Genomic DNA, 20,607 nt, shown 5'->3' with positions numbered 1-20,607 from the left:
CTAGCCCCCTAGCCCTCAGGCCGCCAGCAGCAGTTGCGCCACGCCCGCCGGGTCGTTCACGGCGTGGGTGCGCACTTGCCAGACCGCTTGCACCAGCGCGGGTTGCAGCACCGTGGTGGGGTCGCCGTGGCCTTTCAGGCGGCCGTCTTGCAGCACCCAGCAGCAGTCGGCGTAGCGCAGCGCCAGGTTGAGGTCGTGCAGCACCAGCAGCACGCCGGCGCCGCGGCTGCGGCTCCACTGGCGCAAAGTGGCCAAGGTGGCGTGCTGGTGCTGCAAATCGAGCGCGGCGGTGGGTTCGTCGAGCAGCAGCCAGTTGCTGCACCCGCTGGGGCAGGGGTGCCAGACTTGGGCCAGCGTGCGCGCCAGTTGCACCCGGGCGCGCTCGCCACCGCTGAGTTGGCGGATGCTGCGCTGCGCCAGGTGCGCCACCGAGCAGTGCTGCAGCGCAGCGCGCACGATGTCGGCCTCGTCGGCGGCGGGCTGCAGGCGGTGCGGGTAGCGCCCGAGTTCCACCACTTCCTGCGCCGTGAAATCAAAGGCCGGCACCAGCTCTTGCGGCAGGTAGGCGCGGCGGCGCGCCAGCGCGGCGGCGTTGCCCCGGCCCAGGCGCTCGCCGTCGAGCCAGACCGCGCCGGCTTGCGGGCGCAGCAGGCCGCCGAGCACGTTGAGCAGGGTCGATTTGCCGGCCCCGTTGGGGCCCAGAATCACCCCCACTTGGCCCGGCGCCAGGTGCAGGGCTATATCCTGGAGCAGGATGCGACCGTGCAGGCGTACGCCTATGTCTTGGGCTTGCAGCCCGTGCGGTGGCGTATTCATAGGGTGCGGGCGTGGGCGCTGCGCAGCAGCAGCAAAAAGAACGGCACCCCGACCAAGGCGGTGATGATGCCCAGCGGCAGTTCGGCCGGCGCGATCACGGTGCGTGCCCACGCGTCGGCCAACAAGACCAGGGTGGCCCCGAGCAGCGCCGAACCCGGCAGCACCCAGCGGTGATCGGGCCCGGCCAGCAGGCGCACGATGTGCGGCGCCACCAGCCCGATGAAGCCGATGATGCCGGTGGTGGCGGTGATGGCCCCCACCACCAGCGCGGTGAGCAGCACGCACAGCAGCTTGAGGCGCTCCACCGGCACCCCGAGCATGGTGGCCTGCGCCTCGCCCAGCGCCAGCGCGTTGAGCGGGCGCGCCAGCCGCAGCGCCAGCAGCGCGCTCAGCAGCGCGATCAAAGCCACCACCCACACCGCTTCCCAGCGCGCGCCACCCAGGCTGCCCAGCATCCAGAACTGCAGGTTGCGCAACTGCTCGTCGGTGGCTAGGTAGCTCAGCAGCCCGATGCCGGCCCCGGCCAGTGCGTTGATGGCAATGCCGGCCAGCAGCATGATGCCCACGCGGGTGCCGCCTTCGCCGAGCGCGAGCGCGTAGATCAGGGCCGTGACCACCACGCCGCCCAAGAAGGCCATCAGCATCAGCGGCCAGGTGCCCAGCGCCAGCGGCAGCTCGGGCCACCACAGGCTGCCCAGCACGATGGCAAAGGCGGCTGCCAGCGCGGCCCCGCTGCTGACGCCGATCAGCCCCGGGTCCGCCAGCGGGTTGCGAAACAGGCCCTGCATCAGTGCCCCGGCCAGCCCGAGCCCGGCCCCGGCGGCTACGGCCAGCACCAGCCGCGGCAGGCGGATGTTGAAGAAAACCAGTTCGGCGGCGCTGCGCTCGCCAGTCGGCCACAGCGCCGCCGCCAGCACGGCCGGCAGTTCGCGCAGTGGCAAGCCAAAGGCGCCTTGGCCGCTGGCCCACAGCAGGCTCAGCAGCAGCGCCAGTGTGAGGCCCGCCAGCACGAAGGGGCCGCTCGGGCGCTGGCTGAGCCAGGCCGCGCCGCTGCGTTTCAGGGCCAGCGTGTTCATACCCGCAGCAAGCCCTGGTGCAGTTGTTCCAGCACCTGCGGCAGCCGGGGCCCAAAGCCCAGCAGCGCCAGCGCGTCTTGGTGCAGCAGCGCGGCGCCACGGTGGCGGTGTCGCCAGGCCGGGGTGAGGCTCAACTCGGGGCGCTGCCAAAAGGCGGATTCGCCCCCTATGGCTTGCAGGCTCTGGGTGGTGGTGACGATGGCGTCTGGGGCGGCAGCGGCCATCGATTCGGCCGTCAGGGGCCTAAAGCCGTTGAAACCGCTGATGACGTTGTCGGCCCCGGCCAGCGTCAGCATGGCGTGGGCGGCGGTTTGGCGCCCAGCCACCAGCGGGCTGCCGCCGTGCGCCATAATGAACAGCACCCGTGGCCGTGCGCCCGTGTGGGCTTGGATGCGCGCGCGCACCGTGGCCCAACGCTGGTCGAGCTGGCGCTGCAACTCCAGCGCAGCGGCCTCCCGTCCGGTGGCACGCCCGGCCGCCTGCACCGTGCGGCGCACATCGTCCCATTCGTGGCGGCGCTCGACCAATTCCACCTGCACCCGGGCCGAACGCAGTTGCGTCAGCACCAGCGGCGGGCCGGAGCCGGCCAAGGCCAGCACCACGTCTGGGCGCAGCGCCAGCAGCCCTTCGGCCGAGAGCTGGCGCATGTAGCCGACCTTGGGCGTGGCCTGCGCCGCCGCCGGGTACAGGCTGGTGGTGTCGGTGCCCACCAGGTGCGCCTGGGCCCCCAGCGCAAACACCGCCTCGGTCAGGCTGCCACCGACGGTGATCAGGCGCGCTGGCCGTGTGCCAGGGCTTGCCAGTGCGCCCAGTGGCCAGCCCAAGCCCGAGGTAGCCAAGGCTGCCACCCCCGCGCCGCCGCCCGCCAGCCAGCCGCGCCGCCGCAACCCGGCCGGTGTGGCAGTTGCCAACGCATTCATGACAGCGATCCTTCTTCCACCCCCGTCAGGTGCTCCAACAGATGGCGCCAAGCGGTCAATTCGGGTTGTCCCGGCTTGCGGGCACCAAAAAACAGCGCCATCAGCTCGCCGTGCTGGTCGAACACTTCCAGCGAAGTGATGGTGCCGTCGCTGCTGGGCTTCTCCACCACCCAGACGGCGCCGATGTGGTCTTCGCGCAAGTGCAAATTGAAGCCCGGGTCGAGCACGTTGAGCCAAAGCTGGCCACGCATCTCCAGCGGCTCGACGCGCTTGATCGGCCCGCTGTGGATTTGGATGCAGCCGCTGCTGCCCACAAAAGCCATGATCGGGGTGTTGTCAAAGGCGGCCTCCATCAGCGTCTGGCGCACCGAGGCGTGGGCGACGCGGCGCGTAAAGCGGCCCTCGACCAGCCGCAAGCCGTGCTGGCGTTCCACCCCATGCTCGCGCAGCAGCGGGAAAAACTGGTGCACATCGCTCATCTCGGACCAAGCTTGGGCAAAGGCGGCGGCATCGACGGTGGGCTCGGCGCCCTTGGGCTCAATTGCAGCCGGCGGCTCAAACACCGGCGCCGCTGCCTGCCTGTCTTGCCACTGCTCCAGCACCGCATTCCAGGCGGCGCGGTCGCTGCTGTCGCGCAGAAAAATCTTGTGCACCGCCACCCCGTAGCGGTCGAAGAACTGCAGGCTGGAGCTGGCCGGTTTGTCGGCGTCGGCATTGAGCTCGGTAACAGCCAGGCCGGCGTGCCACTGCTTGAAGAACAGCCGCAGGTCGATCTCTTTGCCCAGCGCCAGCCCGACCTCGTTGTGCGCCGACAGTTTTTCATAGACCCCGGTTTTTTCATGCACCACGCTGCGGTTGCGCGTCAGCGCCAGCAAGGGGCCGCAGGCTTGCAGCGCTTTGAGCAGTGCCAGCCAGTCGGGGCGCAATGCCACGCTGCGCGTGGGCTGCTCGTGGCGGCCGAGGTGCGCCGCCAGCGCAGCCCCCTCGCTTAGGCCGATGTGTTCGGCGGCGTCGCGGGCGCGCAGGCCCTTGGCGCGGGCGGCTTGGTAGGCTTGGCGGATCGGTTCTGCTTGCATCATGGTGTGGCTCCGGTTAAAAACTGCTGACCAAGGACAGCGAGAGGCTGCGCCCGGGGGAGGTGAAGGCATCAAGCAACGCCGAATTGCCCGGCTGCCCCTGCACATTGCCCCAGTGCCAGTATTTGCGGTCAGTGAGGTTGTTGAGCGCGGCGCTCAGGCGCGTCTGGCGCGTGATTTGCCAACTGCTGTGCAGGTCCAGCGTGGTCCAACTGGGCGTAGCAAATTGCACCGCGCCGCCGGTGAGGGTGTTGTGGATGTCGGCGTGGTCTTTGGCGGCGGTGTGCGTCAGGCGCGCGCCCAGCGTCCACTGCTGCAGGCGGTGCTCCAGCCCCAGCACCAGCCGCTCGGGGTTGACCGAGTTCAGCGGCTGATTGAGCGCCGTGTCACGGCCCTCGGTTTGTCCGTAGCTGGCGCGCAGGGAGGTGGCCGGGCTCAGGGCCCAGCGCCCTTCGAGCTCGAAGCCGTGCAGGCGCACCCGGCCCCGGTTGACCGACTGGAAGGTGAGCGGGTCGGCGACTGTTCCCCTACCGCCCACGGCCACTTGGTCTTCGATGAAGTCGCGGTAGCGCCCTGTGAAGGCGGTGGCCAGCCACTGCAGCGCGCCGTGCTGGCCGCGCGCACCGAGTTCAACGGTTTGGCTGCGCTCGGGCCGCAGGTTCGGGTTCGGGATGGTGCGGTAGGGTGCCACCCCGACCAGGTTTTCAAAGAAGTTGTTGAGTTGCAGCGGGCTGGGGGCGCGGAAACCCGCCGCCACGTTGCCAAAGATCTGCCAATGCGGCTGCGGCCGGAAGATGATTCCCAGCTTGGGCGAGAGCGCATCGCCCGAGAGGTCGGCCAGCGCGCGCCGGAAGAGGGGGTTTTCTTGGGCGTCGATGTCGAAGCGGTCGTAGCGCAGCGCTGGGATAAGGCTCCAGCGTTCGCTGATGAATTCGCTTTGTACAAACAGCGCCGCGGTGGTTTCGCGCGTGGTCGGGAAGCGCTGCAGGGGGAAGGTGTCGCCGGCCGGAGGGGCCACGCCGGTGGTTAGGTTTTCCATCTCGGTGCGTGTCAGCTCGGTGCCATAGACCAGTTTGTGGGCCCAGCCGTGGCCCAGGTCGCGGTTGCGCTCGGCCTGCAACGAGAGCTGCAAAATGTCTTCCCAGTAAGTGACGCCGCGCACGCGGAAGGTCGCGCGGTTGACAGCGGTGGGGGTGCGTTGTTCGGTGGCCACTTCGCGCTTTTCGGACTGCTGCACGCCCACGCTGGCGCGCAGCTGGTCGGCCCACGCCGAGCGCAGCGGGAACTGGCCGTCCCAGCTCAGGCGGGTGCGGCTCGAATCCATTTCGCCTTGCAGGTCGCGGGTGGCTCCGGGGGTGGCTGGGTTCACGCCGCGCGCGCTCAGGGCATCGACGTCGGTGGATTTGTCTATGTGCTCGGCGGTTAAGGTGTGGCGCTGCCCGCCGCCGGGCGTGAACACCAGCTTGCCCAGCAGCGAATGGTTGCGGTCGCGCTGCGGGTTGGGGGCGGTGCGGGTGCTGTTGGCAGCCTCGTTCGCGCCCTGGTTGTCGAGCGCGCCGGCGCGCCCGGTCTGCACACTGCCCAGCCACTGCCACTGTGGGCTGGCCACTCCGGCCAGCGTCAGGCCCACGCCTTGGCTATCGTCCTCGGTGTCGGCGCGCAGGCTCAGGCGGCCGCCGAATGATTGGCCGGGTTGCAGCAGTTGCTCGGGCTGCAGGGTGAACATCGCCACCATGCCGCCTATGCCGTCGGAGCCATACAGGGCCGAGGTGGCGCCGCGCACCACTTCCACGCGCGAAATCAGCCCCAGGTCGTAGTAATCGCGGCCAAAGGCGGCCGAACCCAGCACGCCGCCGACCAGCTCGCGCGGCACGCGCATGCCATCGATGGTGAGCAAGACCCGGTTACCCTGCATGCCACGGATGTTGAAACCGGCGTTGCCATCGCGTCCGGTGGCACCCAGCACGGCGCCGAAGCGCTGCGGGGCCCGGCGCACCTCCACGTTGGGCAAGTCGCGCACCAGTTCGCGGATGTCTTGCGCCTGCGTAGCGTCTAGCGCCGCGCCTTCGATCACGTCGATGCGCTGCGGCACATCCCCCACTTCGCGCTCGGCGCGGGCACCAGTGACCACCACCGCATCGAGGGCGGTGGCACTGGTGGACAAGGAGCTGCCGGTGGCCGCTGCAGCGCCCGTTTGGGCTTGGGCCCACAGCGGGGCGCCGGCGAGCAGGCAGGCCAGCGCCACCGGCTGCAACAAAAGGGACGAAGGGGCGGGTGGGCGGCCGGCGGCAGGGGCGCGGGTTGGGTTTCGGGCTTGGCGTTTCACGAGGCGGTTCCAGTTGGGAGGTCAAAAAACTGGCTGGCTCGAGACACCGCATGGCGGGGGTCGCTGGCTGGCTGGGGGGTGACTTGGGTGCTGGTCTGTGGGCAGTTGCTGGGCTGGCGTGGGACGCTTGGCTGGTGGAGCCTAGGACGGCAGGCTTTACTTGGTCAAAATCAGTTTGTTTTGCGCCGTCAGGCTCAGGCGGTAAACCTGTCCGGCGTGTTCGATCAGAACCTCGCGCGCGCCGGCGCTCAACTGTGCAAAGGACAGGCGGCGCACGGGTGCGGCGTTGTGGCGAAGCGCCGCTGGGCTGGCAAGAGAAGGGCAGGGAGCGGAGTGCATGACTTGATTATAAGCACAAATGCGAACGATTCGCAAGTGCATTGAGTGAAAATCAGATACAAGCAAACCCTATGATCCCCCGCAGGCACCAAGTCGGTGCTGGGCCGGCACTCTGCCGACCCCCCGCCGCGACCCGCGGTGAGTACCCGGTCGGTGGCATCCCCGCTCAGACCACCTGCCCGAGTTGGAAGATCGGCAGGTACATCGAGACCACGATGCCGCCGATGATCACCCCCAGCACCACGATGATGATGGGCTCCATCAGGCTCGAGAGGCCGGCCACCATGTCATCGACTTCCTGCTCATAAAAGTCGGCCGCCTTGCCCAGCATGTGGTCGAGTGCGCCCGATTCTTCGCCAATGGCGGTCATCTGCAGCACCATGGAGGGGAAGATGCGGGCATTGTTCATGGCCATGGTCAGGCTGGTGCCAGTGGAGATTTCGCGCTGGATTTGCGTGGTAGCGTCGGCATACAGGCTGTTGCCCGAAGCCCCGCCGACGGAATCGAGCGCCTCCACCAGCGGCACCCCGGCGGCGAACATGGTGGACAGGGTGCGGGTCCAGCGCGCCACGGTGGACTTTTCTACCAGCGTGCCAAAAACCGGCATTTTCAGCAGCAGCCGGTCCATCACCCGCTGCACTTTGACGTTGCGCTTCCAGGCTTGCATGAAAAAGTAACCCCCGCCGCCCAGAGCGCCAAAAACAATCCACCAGTAAGCCACGAAAAAATCGCTGATGGCGATCACCAGCATGGTCGGTGCCGGCAGATCAGCGCCAAAGGATGAGAACACCTCCTCGAAGGCCGGGATGACAAAGATCATGATCACCACCACCACGATGAAGGCGACCACGACCACCGCCGTAGGGTACATCAGGGCCGACTTGACCTTGCTCTTGATGGCCTCGGTTTTTTCCATGTAGCTGGCCAGCCGGTCCAGCAGATCTTCCAGAATGCCGGCCGCCTCGCCCGCTTCCACCAAGTTGCAGTAGAGCGCGTTGAAGTACATCGGATGCTTGCGAAAGGCGGCGCTGAGCGAGGTGCCGGTTTCCACATCGGTGCGAATCTGGTTGAGCAGCTTGTTCACACTCGGGTTGGGGTTGCCGCGCCCGACGATGTCAAAGGATTGCAGCAGCGGCACGCCGGCTTTCATCATGGTGGCCAGTTGGCGCGTAAAAATGGCGATGTCTTTGGGTTTTATGCGCTTGGTCGAGGCGGTGCGGCGTTTTTTAACCTTTTGCACCAGCACGCCCTGGCGGCGCAGCGTGGCTTGCACCTGGTTTTCACCGGCGGCGCGCACCTCACCCCGCACGGGTTTGCCATTGCGGTCTTTGCCCTCCCACTCAAATACAAATTCTTTGATGCCCTTGGTGGTCGCCGTTGCCATGATGCCCTCTTGAAGTCTGGTGCAGGTGCGCGTCTGCGCATTCAATCGTTGGTGCAGCCCAACACTTCCTCGAGGGAAGTAAGGCCCAGTTTAACCTTGCGCAGCCCCGATTCGCGCAAAGTGCGAATGCCTTCGCGGCGCGCTTGGGCTTGAATCTCGAGCGCACTACCGCCGCGCAGAATAATGTGCTGCATGGCTTCGCTGATCGGCATCACCTGATAAATGCCAAGCCGCCCCTTGTAGCCATTGTGGCAGGCCGGGCAGCCCACGGGACGGTAGGGTTTCCAACTGCCGTCGAGCTCTTCGGGCTTGAAGCCGGCCTCCAGCAACGCCAGTTCGGGCAAATCTTCGTGCGGTTGCTTGCATTGTTTGCACAGTCGCCGCGCCAGCCGCTGCGCCGTGACCAAGTTCACGCTGGAGGCGATGTTGAACGGCAGCACACCCATATTGATCAGGCGCGTCAGGGTGCCGGGGGCGTCGTTGGTGTGCAAGGTCGAGAGCACCAAGTGGCCGGTCTGGGCCGCCTTGATGGCGATGTCGGCGGTTTCGAGGTCGCGGATTTCTCCGACCATGATGATGTCGGGGTCTTGGCGCAAAAACGACTTGAGCGCCGCCGCGAATGTGAGGCCCGCCTTCTCGTTGACGTTGACCTGATTCACCCCGGGCAGGTTGATCTCCGAGGGGTCTTCGGCGGTCGAGATGTTGACTCCGGGCTGATTCAGGATGTTGAGGCAGGTGTAGAGCGACACCGTTTTGCCCGATCCGGTGGGGCCGGTCACCAGCACCATGCCGTAGGGGCGGCTGATGGCCTCCAGCAGCAGGGCCTTTTCGTCAGCTTCGTAGCCCAGCGCGTCGATGCCCATTTGGGCGCTGCTCGGGTCCAGAATGCGGATGACGATCTTTTCGCCAAACAGCGTGGGCAGGGTGCTGACGCGAAAATCGATCGATTTATCGGGCCCGACCTTGAGTTTCATGCGCCCGTCTTGCGGCACGCGTTTTTCTGCGATATCGAGTTTTGAGATGACTTTGATGCGCGAAGCCAGCTTTTCTTTTAGGGCCACCGGTGGGGAGGCGATTTCGCGCAGCTCACCGTCGATGCGAAAGCGCACCCGGTAAAAGTGCTCATAGGGCTCGAAATGCAGGTCGGATGCCCGCATCGTGTAGGCATCGAGCAGCATTTTGTGCAAAAAACGCACCACCGGCGCGTCTTCGACCTCGGCCGAGACTTTCTCGCTGCTCTCGGCGGTAGCCAATTCAATCGCGCCGTCGTCGAATTCAAAATCGCCGCCCACGATGTGTTCGATCGCTTCGCTGGCGCTGGCGCTGGTGCTGTCGATCAATTTGCCCAGTTTGTCGAGTTCGGCGATCACCCAGTCCACCGAAAGCTGGGTGGTGAACTTGATTTTTTCAGCCACTTCGGTGTGGGTGGGGTCGGCCGTGGCCACTGAGATGCGGTTGCCACGGCGGCTCAACACCACAATGCGGTATTGCTTGGCAAACTTGGGGTCGAGCACGCCTTTGGGCAGACGCTGCACGTCGATGGCGTCGAGGTCGATCAGCGGCACGGCAAAGGTGCTCGACATGGTGTGCGCCAAATCGCTGGCGCTCAAGGCGCCGCTGCCCACCAGTTCGGCAATGAAGCTGCTTTTGTGGGCCTGGGCCTTGGCGTACAGACCTTCGGCGCTTTGCTGGGTCAGGGTGCCGGCGGCCACCAAGGCGCGCGCCAGCCCTGGCAAGGCCATAGAGGAGACGGGGGCTTCGGTGTCGATCATCGGTGGAGGCTGTCGCTGCGGGCGGGTGTCAATGAAAGGGGCGCGGCCGGAGTGCGCCAGGGTCTCGTAGTTGAGGGAAGTTCGTGTATATTCGCGCCTGCTTTCGCCTCGATGCACTCATTTCGACGCATTTTGGCACTGATTTAGGAGCTGACATGGATTTGCGCAAACTCAAGACCCTGATCGACCTCGTTTCCGAGTCGAATGTATCCGAACTCGAGATCACCGAGGCCGAGGGCAAGGTGCGCATCGTCAAGAGCCCGCCCGTCGCACCCCAGCCGGTTCCGGCACCCGTTGCCACGGCTGCGCTGGCCCCAGCGGTCATCCCGGTGGCGCCCGCCGCGCCCAGCAGCAGCGCCGAGATGCCGGCGCAGCCTGTCCCGGCTGCGCCCCAGGGCGTGGTGCTGAAATCGCCCATGGTCGGCACGTTTTACCGGGCCGCCAGCCCAGGGGCCAAGCCCTTTGTCGAAATCGGGCAGGTGGTCAAGGTGGGCGAAGCGGTGTGCATCGTGGAGGCCATGAAAATCCTCAATGAGATCGAAGCCGAGCATGCCGGCACGGTGACCCAGATTTTGGCCGAAAACGGTCAGGCCGTCGAATACGGGCAGCCCTTGTTCGTGCTCGAGTGAGGGCCAAGCCGTTATGTTCAAAAAAATCCTGGTCGCCAACCGTGGCGAAATCGCCCTGCGCATCCAGCGCGCCTGCCGCGAACTGGGCGTCAAGGCGGTGATGGTCTATTCCGAGGCCGACCGCGACGCCAAATACGTCAAGCTGGCCGACGAAGCGGTGTGCATCGGCCCGCCGCCTTCGGCTTTGAGCTACCTGAACATGCCCGCCATCATTTCGGCGGCCGAAGTCACCGACGCCGAGGCCATCCATCCCGGCTACGGTTTCTTGAGCGAAAACGCCGACTTTGCCGAGCGGGTGGAAAAAAGCGGCTTCGTCTTCATCGGCCCCACGCCGGAGGCGATCCGCACCATGGGCGACAAGGTGGCCGCCAAGCAGGCCATGATCCGCGCCGGTGTGCCTTGCGTGCCGGGCTCCGAAGGCGCGCTGCCCGACGATGCGGCCGAGGTCAAGCGCATTGCGCGCGCCATCGGCTACCCGGTCATCGTCAAGGCAGCGGGCGGCGGCGGCGGGCGCGGCATGCGCGTGGTGCACACCGAAGCGGCGCTGCTGCACGCCGTTCAGACCACCAAGGCCGAAGCCGGGGCCGCCTTTGGCAACCCCGAGGTCTATCTGGAGAAATTCCTGCAAAACCCGCGCCACATCGAAATCCAGGTGCTGGCCGACAACTACCGCAACGCGGTCTATCTGCACGAGCGCGACTGCTCCATGCAGCGGCGGCACCAAAAGGTGATCGAAGAAGCCCCAGCACCCGGCATCGCGCGGCGCCTGATCGAGCGCATCGGCGACCGCTGCGCGGCGGCGTGCAAGAAAATCGGCTACCGCGGCGCCGGCACCTTCGAGTTTTTGTACGAGAACGGCGAGTTCTACTTCATCGAGATGAATACCCGGGTGCAAGTCGAGCACCCCGTCACCGAGGCCGTGACCGGCATCGACATCGTGCGCCAGCAGATCGCCATTGCAGCGGGCGAGAAACTGCCCTTTACGCAGCGCCAGATCGAGCTGCGCGGGCACGCCATCGAGTGCCGCATCAACGCCGAAGACCCCTACAAGTTCACCCCCTCGCCCGGGCGCATCAGCGCCTGGCACGCGCCCGGTGGGCCTGGGGTGCGGGTCGATTCGCACATCTACACCCATTACATGGTGCCGCCCAACTACGATTCGATGATCGGCAAGATCATTGCGCACGGCGACACGCGCGAGCAGGCGCTGGCGCGCATGCGCTCGGCCCTCTCCGAGACCGTGATCGAGGGCATCAAGACCAACATCGCCTTGCACCGCGAGATCATGGTGGACGCCAATTTCGAGGCCGGCGGCACCAACATCCACTACCTCGAAGCCTGGTTGGCACAGCGTGAGCGCTAAAAAACGTGCCCCCACGCTCGCTGCGCTCGCTGCCCCCCGAGGGGGCGCATCAGCGGCTTCGGGCGGCCGTGCGCCGCTGATGGAGCCAGCCCACACGCTCGCTGCGCCCACGCTGTTCGAGCTGCTGTTGCAGGCCCCCGAGGCGCAGGTCGAGGCGCTGAGCGAGGCGCTGGATGCGCTGGATGCGCTCAGCGTCTCGGTCACCGACGCCGACGCCCAGACCCCGGTCGAGCAGGCGCTGTTTGGCGAGCCGGGTCTGCCGGCGCCCAAGGCCGGCTGGCAGCGCTCGCTGGTGCAGGCGCTGTTTGCCAGCGAAGCGGCGGCTTGCGAAGCGCAGCAGTTGCTGCGGGCGCAAGATTTTTTCGAGGGTTGCGAGGTGTGTGCGCTGCGCCCAGTGGCTGATACCGACTGGGTGCGTCTGACGCAAACCCAATTCGAGCCGGTGCCCATCACGCCCAGCTTCTGGATCGTGCCCAGTTGGCACGAGGTGCCCGCGGCCGCGCTGCAGGTGATCCGGCTCGATCCGGGGCAGGCCTTTGGCACCGGCACCCACCCGACCACCCGCATGTGCCTGCGCTGGATCGCGCAGCAACCGCTGGCGGGCCTGCGGGTGCTCGATTACGGCTGCGGTTCGGGCATTTTGGCTATTGCGGCGGCCAAGTTTGCTGCCCCTCTTGTGGATGCGGTGGACATCGACCCGGTGGCGGTGCAAACGGCACAGTTCAACGCCGTGCACAACCAGGTGCAGTTGCAAACCGGTTTGCCCGATCTGGCGCAAGGCCCCTACGACGTGGTGTTGGCCAACATCTTGGCCACGCCCCTCAAGCTGATGGCGCCGCTGTTGGCTGGTTTGGTTGGGCGTGCCGGCCACTTGGTGCTGTCGGGGATCTTGGAGCGCCAGGCCAGCGAGTTGCAAGCCGCCTACGCGCCGTGGCTGTCGTTGCAGATTGCCGATGCCGAAGACGGCTGGGTTCTGTTGACGGCGCGCGCGCCCTGAGGCGTTGCACTGCAATAATCAAGGCATGAGCTTCATCACCCGTTGCCCAGCCTGTGCGACCACCTTCAAGGTGGTGTCCGACCAGCTAAAAATTTCCGACGGCTGGGTGCGTTGTGGCCAGTGCGGGCATATTTTTGATGCCCACCTCGATTTGCAGCCTTGGGTGCCCGGGCTCGATCAGGTCGCTGCCAAGCGTTCTGCAGCTCAGCAAGAAGCCCAACCCGATCAGCAGGCGGCGCACACCGAGCCTGCGGCGGGGCACGCTGCTGCAAAGCCGCAGCCCCTGGCAGCGCTGCAGCCCGATGCCCTGCCCGAGCCGCCGGTGCCTGAGCCTTCGGTTCCAGAGCCGAAGGTCGCAGAGCCGCCGGTGCCAGCACGGCCCGAATCCCCGCTAGCGTCGCTGTTGCCCGAGCCCGAGCCCGAGCCCGAACCCGAACCCGAACCCGAACCCGAACCGAGCCCCGTCTTGGATGAGCCTGACCGCGCTTTGCCACCGCTGCCCTCCTTTGTGCGCAAGGCGCAACGCCAAGCCTTCTGGCGGCGCCCTGCCGCTCGGCTGCTGCTGGTTGCCACGGTGACGGTGCTGGCGCTGTTGCTGGGCCTGCAAGCGGCCCACCAGTGGCGGGCGCCGCTGGCGCGCGAGGTTCCCGCAGTCAAGCCGGTGCTCGAGGCCCTGTGCCAGACCTTTGAATGCCAGCAGACCTTGCCTGCCAGCCCCAACGACGTGGTGATCGACAGCTCGGTGCTATTGCGCCTAGGCCCCGGCCTGTACGGTTTTCAACTGGTGCTGCGCAACCAGTCGGCGCTGGAAGTGGCCAGCCCGGCGATTGAACTCACCCTGACCGACATTCACGACCAGGTGCTGGTGCGCCGGGTGCTGCTGCCGCACGAATGGCCGCGCCCCACCGCCACCTTGCCCGCCGGCGCCGAGTGGTCGCTGCAATTCGAGCTCGCCTTTGAGGGCATCGAAGGGCGCGTCATGACCGGCTACCGCGCCATCTTGTTTTACCCCTGAATCACTACAACTTGCATCATGACCATCCTCGTTTGCGGCTCGCTGGCCTTTGACACCATCATGACTTTCGAGGGCCGCTTTGCCGAGCAAATTCTGCCCGAGCAGTTGCACATCCTCAACGTCTCCTTTCTGGTGCCGGCCCTGCGGCGCGAGTACGGCGGCTGCGCCGGCAACATCGCCTACGGTTTGCGCCAGTTGGGGGTGCAGGTGCGCCCGGTGGCGGCGTTGGGCAACGACGGGCAAGATTACTTGGAGCGGATGCAGGAGCTGGGCATCGACACCAGCGCGGTGCAATGGGTGAGCCAGCACTACACCGCGCAGGCCATGATCATGACCGACGGCGACAACAACCAAATCACCGCCTTTCACCCCGGCGCGATGGCGCTGGCACACCAGAACCCGATCGCAGCGGCACCAGAGGCGCGCATTGCCATCGTCTCGCCCGACGGGCGCCAAGCGATGATCGAGCACGCCGAGCAGTTGCACGCGCTCGGGGTGCCCTTTGTGTTCGACCCTGGTCAAGGGCTGCCGATGTTCGACGGCCCCGAACTGCTGCGCTTCATCGAGCTGGCCGACTGGGCCGCCCTTAACGACTACGAAGCGCGCATGTTGAGCGAGCGCACTGGCCTCGGTTACGCCGAGTTGTCGCAGCGGCTGCGCGGGCTGGTGGTCACGCTGGCCGAGCAGGGCTGCGATGTGTGGCAACAAGGCCTATGCAGCCGCGTGCCCGGGGTGGCAGCACGCGAGGTGCAAGACCCGACCGGCTGTGGCGACGCGCTGCGCGCCGGTTTGCTGTATGGCTTGGCACAGGGCTGGGATGTGCAGCGCAGCGCGGAACTGGGCAACCGCATGGGGGCCGAAAAAATCGCCTCCAGGGGTGGTCAGAACTACCGCTTCAAGCTCTGATCTCCACCCCCGCCGGGGGCTTAGGGTTTTTTGCCGGTCGGGAAAGGCCAGGCCGCTTTGGGGTTGAGCGGGGGCTGAGCCGGCGCCGCCGCTTTGGCGGGTTTGTCGGCTTTCACCGGCTTCGCCGCTTTTTCCAGCTTGGGGGGTTTTTCGGTTTTGTCTGCTTTGGGCGCTTTGGGCGCTTTGGTGGCCTTGGCCGGCTTTTCCGCTTTTTCTGCCTGCTCTGCTTGCACCTGGGGCTTGAGCGCCGCGGCGGGCTGGGCCGCAACAGGCGCCGCTGCGCTTGCAGCGGCTGGGGCTTTGGCTACCCGGGCTTGGGCTGGCGCCTTTGCGGTTGCGGCAACGGCGGTGGCAGCCGGTTTTTTGGCTACCGGTTTTTTTGCTGGGGTGGCCGCCGCGGGCACAGCCGCCGCCGCGGGTGCGGCTGCCTCAGCGGGCTTGACGGATTTGCGCGCGGCACGGGGGGGTGGGGCCGCCACAGGGGCTGGGCTTGCCTCGGGTGCCGCTGCTGCGGCCTTTTTTGCAGGTGCCATTTTTTTCTCCTTGTTCAGTCGTTTCGTTTTTTGACAATGGCGCTGCGTCCGCGGCGAACTCCGCAGCCAGCGAGTGGTGGCGGGATCAATCCCACGACAGGGCGCCGCCCGTCTGGTACTCGATCACGCGCGTCTCGAAGAAATTGCGCTCCTTCTTCAAGTCTATCATTTCGCTCATCCACGGAAAGGGGTTTTCCTCGTTCGGGTACAGCGCTTCGAGCCCGATCTGGGTCGCGCGCCGGTTGGCGATGTAGCGCAAATAGCCCTTGAACATGGAGGCGTTCAGCCCCAGCACCCCGCGCGGCATGGTGTCTTCGGCGTAGCGGTACTCGAGCTCGACCGCCTGCTCGAACAGCGCCTTGATCTCGGCCTTGAAGGCGGGGGTCCAGAGGTGCGGGTTTTCCAGCTTGAGCTGGTTGATGAGGTCGATGCCAAAGTTGCAGTGCATCGATTCGTCGCGCAGGATGTACTGGTACTGCTCGGCGGCGCCGGTCATCTTGTTTTGCCGCCCCATGGAGAGGATTTGCGCAAAGCCGACGTAGAAAAACAGCCCCTCCATTAGGCAGGCAAAGACGATCAGGCTTTTCAGTAGCCTCTGGTCCGCCTCGGGCGTGCCGGTGACAAAGGCCGGGTCCATGATGGTGTCGATGTAGGGCAGCAGGAACTCGTCTTTGGCGCGGATTGAGGGGATCTCGTGGTAGGCGTTGAAGATCTCGCCTTCGTCCAGCCCCAGGCTCTCGACGATGTACTGGTAGGCGTGGGTGTGGATGGCCTCTTCGAAGGCCTGGCGCAGCAAAAACTGGCGGCACTCGGGCGCGGTGATGTGGCGGTAGGTGCCCAGCACGATGTTGTTGGCCGCCAGCGAGTCGGCGGTGACGAAAAAGCCTAGGTTGCGCTTGATGATGCGGCGCTCGTCTTCGGTCAGGCCGTTCGGGTCTTTCCAGAGCGCGATGTCGCGGCTCATATTCACTTCTTGCGGCATCCAGTGGTTGGCGCAGGAGGCGAGGTACTTCTCCCAGGCCCATTTGTATTTGAAGGGCACCAGTTGATTCACGTCGGTCTGGCCGTTGATGATGCGCTTGTCGGCGGCGTTGATGCGCTGGTGCGTGGGGGCGGAGACAGGCGCCGCTGTCGGGTGCGCCGCCACAGCGGTGGCAGGCTGGGCGGGTGTGTGTGGCACCAGTTGCAGGGCCGGTTCGGGGTGATCGTCCCAGTTTAGCATGGGGTTATCCTATAGGTTGCATTATGAAAGATTTGGCTAAAAATGCAAGCACCCGCAACGGCTTTTGCACGCCGTCGTGTGGTGTCTGTGCATCAAAGCCGCTTCACTGGCAGGCTTCGCAGCCGGGGTCGTCGATGGCGCAAAACTTGACGTCGGTGGCCGGGCTGGGCGCCTCTAGGCTGCTGGCCGTCGCCCCCATGGACACCGCGTTCAACTGGCCCACGCGGCCAGTCGATTTCTCGGCCTGGGTGGCGCTGGTGGTGCGCAGGTAGTAGGTGGTCTTGAGCCCACGCAGCCAGGCCAGTTTGTAGGTCTCGTCCAGCTTTTTGCCCGAGGCCCCGGCCATGTAGAGGTTCAGGCTTTGCGCCTGGTCGATCCACTTCTGCCGCCGCGCGGCGGCTTCCACCAACCACGCCGGCTCGATCTCGAAGGCGGTGCGGTAGAGGTCTTTGAGCTCGGCCGGCACCCGGTCGATCGGCAGCAGCGAGCCGTCGAAGTGTTTCAGGTCCAGCAGCATCACCTCGTCCCAGAGCCCGAGGCGCTTGAGGTCGCGCACCAGGTAGCTGTTGACGATGGTGAACTCGCCCGACAGGTTGCTCTTGACCGACAGGTTGCCAAAGCAGGGCTCGATCGAGGCATCGACGCCGACGATGTTGGAGATCGTCGCCGTGGGCGCGATGGCCACGCAGTTGGCGTTGCGCATGCCGTCGCGGGCAATTTTGGCGCGCAGCGCGTCCCAGTCCAGCGTCTGGCTGCGATCGACTTCCAGGTGCCCGCCGCGCGCCTGCGCCAGCAGCTCCAGCGAGTCCAGCGGCAGCACGCCGCGCTGCCACAGCGAGCCGGTGTAGCTCGAATAGCGCCCGCGCTCGGCGGCCAGGTCGCTGCTGGCCCAGTAGGCGTGGTAGCACACGGCTTCCATGCTTCGGTCGGCAAAGTCCAGCGCCGCCGCGCTGGCGTAGGGGGTGTGCATTTGGTACAGCGCGTCCTGGAAGCCCATGATCCCCAGCCCCACCGGGCGGTGCCGCAGGTTGGAGTCGCGCGCTTTCTTGACCGCGTAGTAGTTGATGTCGATCACGTTGTCGAGCATGCGCATGGCGGTGGCCACGGTGCGGCGCAGCTTGTCGTGGTCCAGCACCTTGGCACCGGAGCCGCTGGGGCTGTCGGTGAGGTGCTGCGCCAGGTTGACCGAGCCGAGGTTGCAGACCGCGATTTCGCTGTCGCTGGTGTTGAGCGTGATTTCGGTGCACAGGTTGGAGGAATGCACCACGCCCACGTGCTGCTGCGGGCTGCGCAGGTTGCAGGGGTCTTTGAAAGTGATCCAGGGGTGGCCGGTCTCGAACAGCATGGTGAGCATCTTGCGCCACAGGTCGGAGGCGGGCAGCTTGCGGTAGGGCGTGATCTCGCCCCGGGCGGCTTTTTCCTCGTAGGCCACGTAGGCGCGCTCGAAGGCCGGGCCCACCAGCTCGTGCAGATCGGGCACGCTGTGGGGTGAAAACAGGCTCCAGTCGCCCTTTTCCAGCACCCGCTTCATGAACAGGTCCGGAATCCAGTGGGCGGTGTTCATGTCGTGCGTGCGGCGCCGGTCGTCGCCGGTGTTTTTGCGCAGCTCCAGAAATTCCTCGATGTCCAGGTGCCAGGTTTCCAGGTAGCAGCAGACCGCGCCTTTGCGCTTGCCGCCTTGGTTGACCGCCACGGCGGTGTCGTTGACCACTTTCAGGAACGGCACCACGCCCTGCGATTCGCCGTTGGTGCCTTTGATGTGGGCACCCAGCGCACGCACGCGGGTCCAGTCGTTGCCCAGCCCGCCGGCGAACTTGGACAGCAGCGCGTTTTCCTTGATCGCCTCGTAGATGCCGTCGAGCTCGTCGGGCACGGTGCTGAGGTAGCAGCTCGACAGTTGCGAGCGCCGGGTGCCGCTGTTGAACAAGGTTGGGGTGCTGCTCATGAAATCGAAGCGCGACAGCACCTCGTAGAACTCGATCGCACGCGCCTCGCGCTCGATCTCGCCCAGCGCCAGCCCCATCGCCACGCGCATGAAAAAGCCCTGCGGCAGCTCGATGCGGCGCTTGTGCTGGTGCAGAAAGTAGCGGTCGTACAGGGTTTGCAAGCCCAGGTAGTCGAACTGCAAATCGCGCTCGGGCCTGAGTGCCGCCGCCAGCCGGGGCAGGTCGAATTGCAGCAGATCGGGGTTGAGCAGCTCGGCCTCGACCCCGCGCTTGATGCAGGCCGGGAAGGCCTCGGGGTAGCGGCTGGCCAGCTCGGGCTGCGTCAAATCCTGGCCCAACACCTCTTGCGCGATGGTGTGCAGCAGCAGCCGGGCGGTGGCAAAGGTGTGGTCGGGGTCGAGCTCGATGCGGGTGCGCGCCGCCAAAATGGCGGCCTTATAGACCTCGGCCAGCGGCACGCCATCGTAGAGGTTGCGCAGCGTTTCGGCCACGATGGGCTCGGGCCGCACCGCCTCGCCCAGCCCGGCGCAGGCGCTGCCGATCAGGGCTTGCAAGCGCCCCAGGTCCAGCGGCAGGCGCTGGCCGGCTTCGAGCACGTGCAGCACCGGGGTGGCGCGTGCGGCGCTGGCGCTGGCTTGTTTGGCGGCGCGCTCCTGGGCACGGCGCTCGCGGTACAGCACGTAGGCGCGCGCCACTTCGTGGTGGCCGCCGCGCATCAGGCCGAGCTCGACCTGGTCTTGCACGTCTTCGATATGAAAGGTGCCGCCGGCCGGGCGCGAGCGCAGCAGGGCGCGCACCACGGCCTGGGTGAGTTGCTCCACGTCCTCGCGCACGCTGGCCGAGGCGGCCCCGTGGGCCCCGCGCACGGCCAGAAAGGCTTTCATGAGCGCGACCGCGATCTTGCCCGGCTCGAACGGCACCACCGAGCCATTGCGGCGGATGATCTGATAGTGGGGCAGGTTGGTGCCGAGGCTGGCACGGGCGGCTTCGGGGCTGGGGGCTGCAAAAATAGGGCGTTCGGCAGTGGGTGCCGTGGGGGCAATGGACATGGGGGTTCCTCGTAAAGGGACGGTCGATGAAGCCGCAGGATCGGGGCCGTTGACATGACAAAGCCACTACCCGTAGTGGCTTTGGCCAAATAAAAACACTAGCGCTAGTGTAGCGGTGAAATTCGGTGCCGATTCTGGCCAGGCCAGAAATGTTGCAGCACTTGCCCTTGGAGAGCCAGGGAAAACACCGATGCGCCGGCTCGGCGGCCCCAGCCCAAGGCGCCGCCAGCAAGACCCCCTAGGCAGCGCGTCCCTGGGCTGTGCCACAATGGGCAAGAACTGGCAGCATGCCGGATTTCTGGCCCTCAAACCGAGAACGTGCAAACATATGACAGACTGGCTTGACGCCGTGCGCTGGGACGCCCAAGGGCTGGTGCCGGTGATTGCCCAAGAGGCCAGCAGCGGCGACGTGCTGATGATGGCCTGGATGAACCGCGAAGCGCTGGCGCAAACCGCCGCCTTGGGGCGCGCGGTTTATTACAGCCGCTCGCGCGCCAGGCTCTGGTACAAAGGCGAAGAATCCGGCCACGTGCAGCAGGTGCACGAAATCCGGCTCGACTGCGACGCCGACGTGCTGCTGCTCAAGGTCACCCAGCTCGGGCACCAGCCCGGCATCGCCTGCCACACCGGGCGCCACAGTTGTTTTTACCTGCGCTGGCAGCCCGAGAGCGGCGCGCAGCCCGCCACCACCGGCCCAGCCGAGGGGCGCTGGCTGAGCGTGGAGCCGGTGCTCAAAGACCCCGAATCGATCTACCGCTAAACCCCATGCGCCCCGCTATTTACGACCCCATGAGCACCCCCACGATGGCTCCCGAAGCCGCCCCTAGCGCTGTGGCCGGGGCCCAAGCTGCCCCCGCCCCCAGCGTGGACGACACCCTGCTGCGCCTAGCCGCCCTGATCGAGACGCGCAAACCCGCGCACGGCGGCGACCCGGCGCGCAGCTACGTGGCGCGCCTGTTGCACCAGGGGCCGGACGCGATCCTGAAAAAAATCGCCGAAGAAGCGGGCGAAGCCCTCATGGCGGCCAAAGACTTGCAGCATGGCCACGGCAGCGCGCAGGCGCTGGTGGGCGAAATGGCCGACCTGTGGTTTCATAGCCTGATCGCGCTGGCGCATTTCGGCCTCTCGCCGGCCGAGGTCACCGCCGAGCTGGCGCGCCGCGAGGGCCTCAGCGGCCTAGAAGAAAAGGCGCTGCGCAAGCTGCAACAGCGCCAGCAAGAGCAGAACCCGCAAGAGCA

General features: G+C 66.2%; 17 protein-coding genes and 1 pseudogene. 7 read left to right on the top strand and 11 right to left on the bottom strand.

What is annotated here, in order from left to right:
* Nucleotides 1–15 precede the first annotated feature (15 nt).
* The 8 genes from SRAA_RS08265 to pilB form a co-directional block, all read right to left on the bottom strand.
* Entirely contained in the window at nt 16–816 is an 801-nt protein-coding gene (locus tag SRAA_RS08265) for a heme ABC transporter ATP-binding protein (RefSeq protein WP_045532045.1), read from the bottom strand.
* Complete coding sequence (locus tag SRAA_RS08260) at nt 813–1,892, bottom strand: FecCD family ABC transporter permease (RefSeq protein WP_045532043.1); 1,080 nt, start codon at nt 1,890–1,892, stop codon at nt 813–815. Before SRAA_RS08260 ends, SRAA_RS08265 begins: the two co-directional genes overlap by 4 nt.
* Nucleotides 1,889–2,812: a heme/hemin ABC transporter substrate-binding protein gene (locus tag SRAA_RS08255; protein WP_045532042.1), complete on the bottom strand. Its 924-nt coding sequence runs from the start codon at nt 2,810–2,812 to the stop codon at nt 1,889–1,891. Before SRAA_RS08255 ends, SRAA_RS08260 begins: the two co-directional genes overlap by 4 nt.
* Complete coding sequence (locus tag SRAA_RS08250) at nt 2,809–3,888, bottom strand: hemin-degrading factor (RefSeq protein ID WP_045533569.1); 1,080 nt, start codon at nt 3,886–3,888, stop codon at nt 2,809–2,811. Before SRAA_RS08250 ends, SRAA_RS08255 begins: the two co-directional genes overlap by 4 nt.
* 16 nt (nt 3,889–3,904) lie before the next feature.
* Nucleotides 3,905–6,214, bottom strand: coding sequence for a TonB-dependent hemoglobin/transferrin/lactoferrin family receptor (locus SRAA_RS08245; protein WP_045532040.1), 2,310 nt, complete (start codon nt 6,212–6,214; stop codon nt 3,905–3,907).
* Between the two features lie 156 nt (nt 6,215–6,370).
* On the bottom strand, nt 6,371–6,553 hold the full coding sequence (gene hemP / locus SRAA_RS12310) for a hemin uptake protein HemP (RefSeq protein ID WP_144318741.1): 183 nt from the start codon (nt 6,551–6,553) through the stop codon (nt 6,371–6,373).
* Between the two features lie 166 nt (nt 6,554–6,719).
* Entirely contained in the window at nt 6,720–7,937 is a 1,218-nt protein-coding gene (locus SRAA_RS08235) for a type II secretion system F family protein (RefSeq protein ID WP_045533567.1), read from the bottom strand.
* 41 nt (nt 7,938–7,978) lie between these two features.
* Nucleotides 7,979–9,709 carry a type IV-A pilus assembly ATPase PilB gene (gene pilB, locus SRAA_RS08230; protein ID WP_045532035.1) on the bottom strand — a complete coding sequence of 577 codons (1,731 nt, stop codon included), beginning with the start codon at nt 9,707–9,709 and terminating at the stop codon, nt 7,979–7,981.
* A gap of 155 nt (nt 9,710–9,864) precedes the next feature.
* On the opposite strand from pilB, the gene accB reads away from it, so the two are divergent.
* The 5 genes from accB to SRAA_RS08205 all read left to right on the top strand — a co-directional run bounded on the left by accB (nt 9,865) and on the right by SRAA_RS08205 (nt 14,619).
* A complete protein-coding gene (gene accB / locus SRAA_RS08225) occupies nt 9,865–10,338 on the top strand; it encodes an acetyl-CoA carboxylase biotin carboxyl carrier protein (protein WP_045532034.1) in 474 nt (157 codons plus the stop codon).
* Nucleotides 10,339–10,351: 13 nt separating this feature from the next.
* Nucleotides 10,352–11,701, top strand: coding sequence for an acetyl-CoA carboxylase biotin carboxylase subunit (gene accC, locus SRAA_RS08220; protein WP_045532033.1), 1,350 nt, complete (start codon nt 10,352–10,354; stop codon nt 11,699–11,701).
* Nucleotides 11,702–11,813: 112 nt separating this feature from the next.
* Nucleotides 11,814–12,698, top strand: coding sequence for a 50S ribosomal protein L11 methyltransferase (prmA, locus tag SRAA_RS08215; protein ID WP_045533565.1), 885 nt, complete (start codon nt 11,814–11,816; stop codon nt 12,696–12,698).
* A 25-nt stretch (nt 12,699–12,723) separates the two neighbouring features.
* Nucleotides 12,724–13,713, top strand: a complete 990-nt coding sequence (locus tag SRAA_RS08210) for a DUF3426 domain-containing protein (RefSeq protein WP_045532031.1) — start codon at nt 12,724–12,726, stop codon at nt 13,711–13,713.
* Nucleotides 13,714–13,731: 18 nt separating this feature from the next.
* Nucleotides 13,732–14,619: a carbohydrate kinase family protein gene (locus SRAA_RS08205; protein ID WP_045532029.1), complete on the top strand. Its 888-nt coding sequence runs from the start codon at nt 13,732–13,734 to the stop codon at nt 14,617–14,619.
* A 20-nt stretch (nt 14,620–14,639) separates the two neighbouring features.
* Here the strand turns inward: SRAA_RS08205 and SRAA_RS08200 are convergent, their stop codons facing one another.
* The 3 genes from SRAA_RS08200 to SRAA_RS08190 all read right to left on the bottom strand — a co-directional run bounded on the left by SRAA_RS08200 (nt 14,640) and on the right by SRAA_RS08190 (nt 19,369).
* On the bottom strand, nt 14,640–15,152 hold the full coding sequence (locus SRAA_RS08200) for a hypothetical protein (RefSeq protein ID WP_045532027.1): 513 nt from the start codon (nt 15,150–15,152) through the stop codon (nt 14,640–14,642).
* 85 nt (nt 15,153–15,237) lie between these two features.
* Nucleotides 15,238–16,374: a ribonucleotide-diphosphate reductase subunit beta gene (locus SRAA_RS08195; protein ID WP_045532025.1), complete on the bottom strand. Its 1,137-nt coding sequence runs from the start codon at nt 16,372–16,374 to the stop codon at nt 15,238–15,240.
* Nucleotides 16,375–16,477: 103 nt separating this feature from the next.
* Nucleotides 16,478–19,369 (bottom strand): ribonucleoside-diphosphate reductase subunit alpha, encoded by a 2,892-nt coding sequence (locus tag SRAA_RS08190; RefSeq protein ID WP_082039985.1) that lies wholly within the window; start codon nt 19,367–19,369, stop codon nt 16,478–16,480.
* A gap of 328 nt (nt 19,370–19,697) precedes the next feature.
* Here SRAA_RS08190 and hisI point away from each other — a divergent pair, with 328 nt between their 5' ends.
* Nucleotides 19,698–20,129 (top strand): phosphoribosyl-AMP cyclohydrolase, encoded by a 432-nt coding sequence (gene hisI / locus SRAA_RS08185; RefSeq protein ID WP_045532024.1) that lies wholly within the window; start codon nt 19,698–19,700, stop codon nt 20,127–20,129.
* A 44-nt stretch (nt 20,130–20,173) separates the two neighbouring features.
* A pseudogene (locus SRAA_RS08180) lies at nt 20,174–20,593 on the top strand (phosphoribosyl-ATP diphosphatase); the annotation flags it as partial.
* Nucleotides 20,594–20,607: the final 14 nt, after the last annotated feature.

It is taken from the genome of Serpentinimonas raichei (genome assembly GCF_000828895.1).
GTDB classification, from domain to species: Bacteria; Pseudomonadota; Gammaproteobacteria; order Burkholderiales; family Burkholderiaceae_C; genus Serpentinimonas; species Serpentinimonas raichei.
Note: the sequence above shows the minus strand (reverse complement) of the source record. Positions and strands in the feature narration are given on the sequence as shown.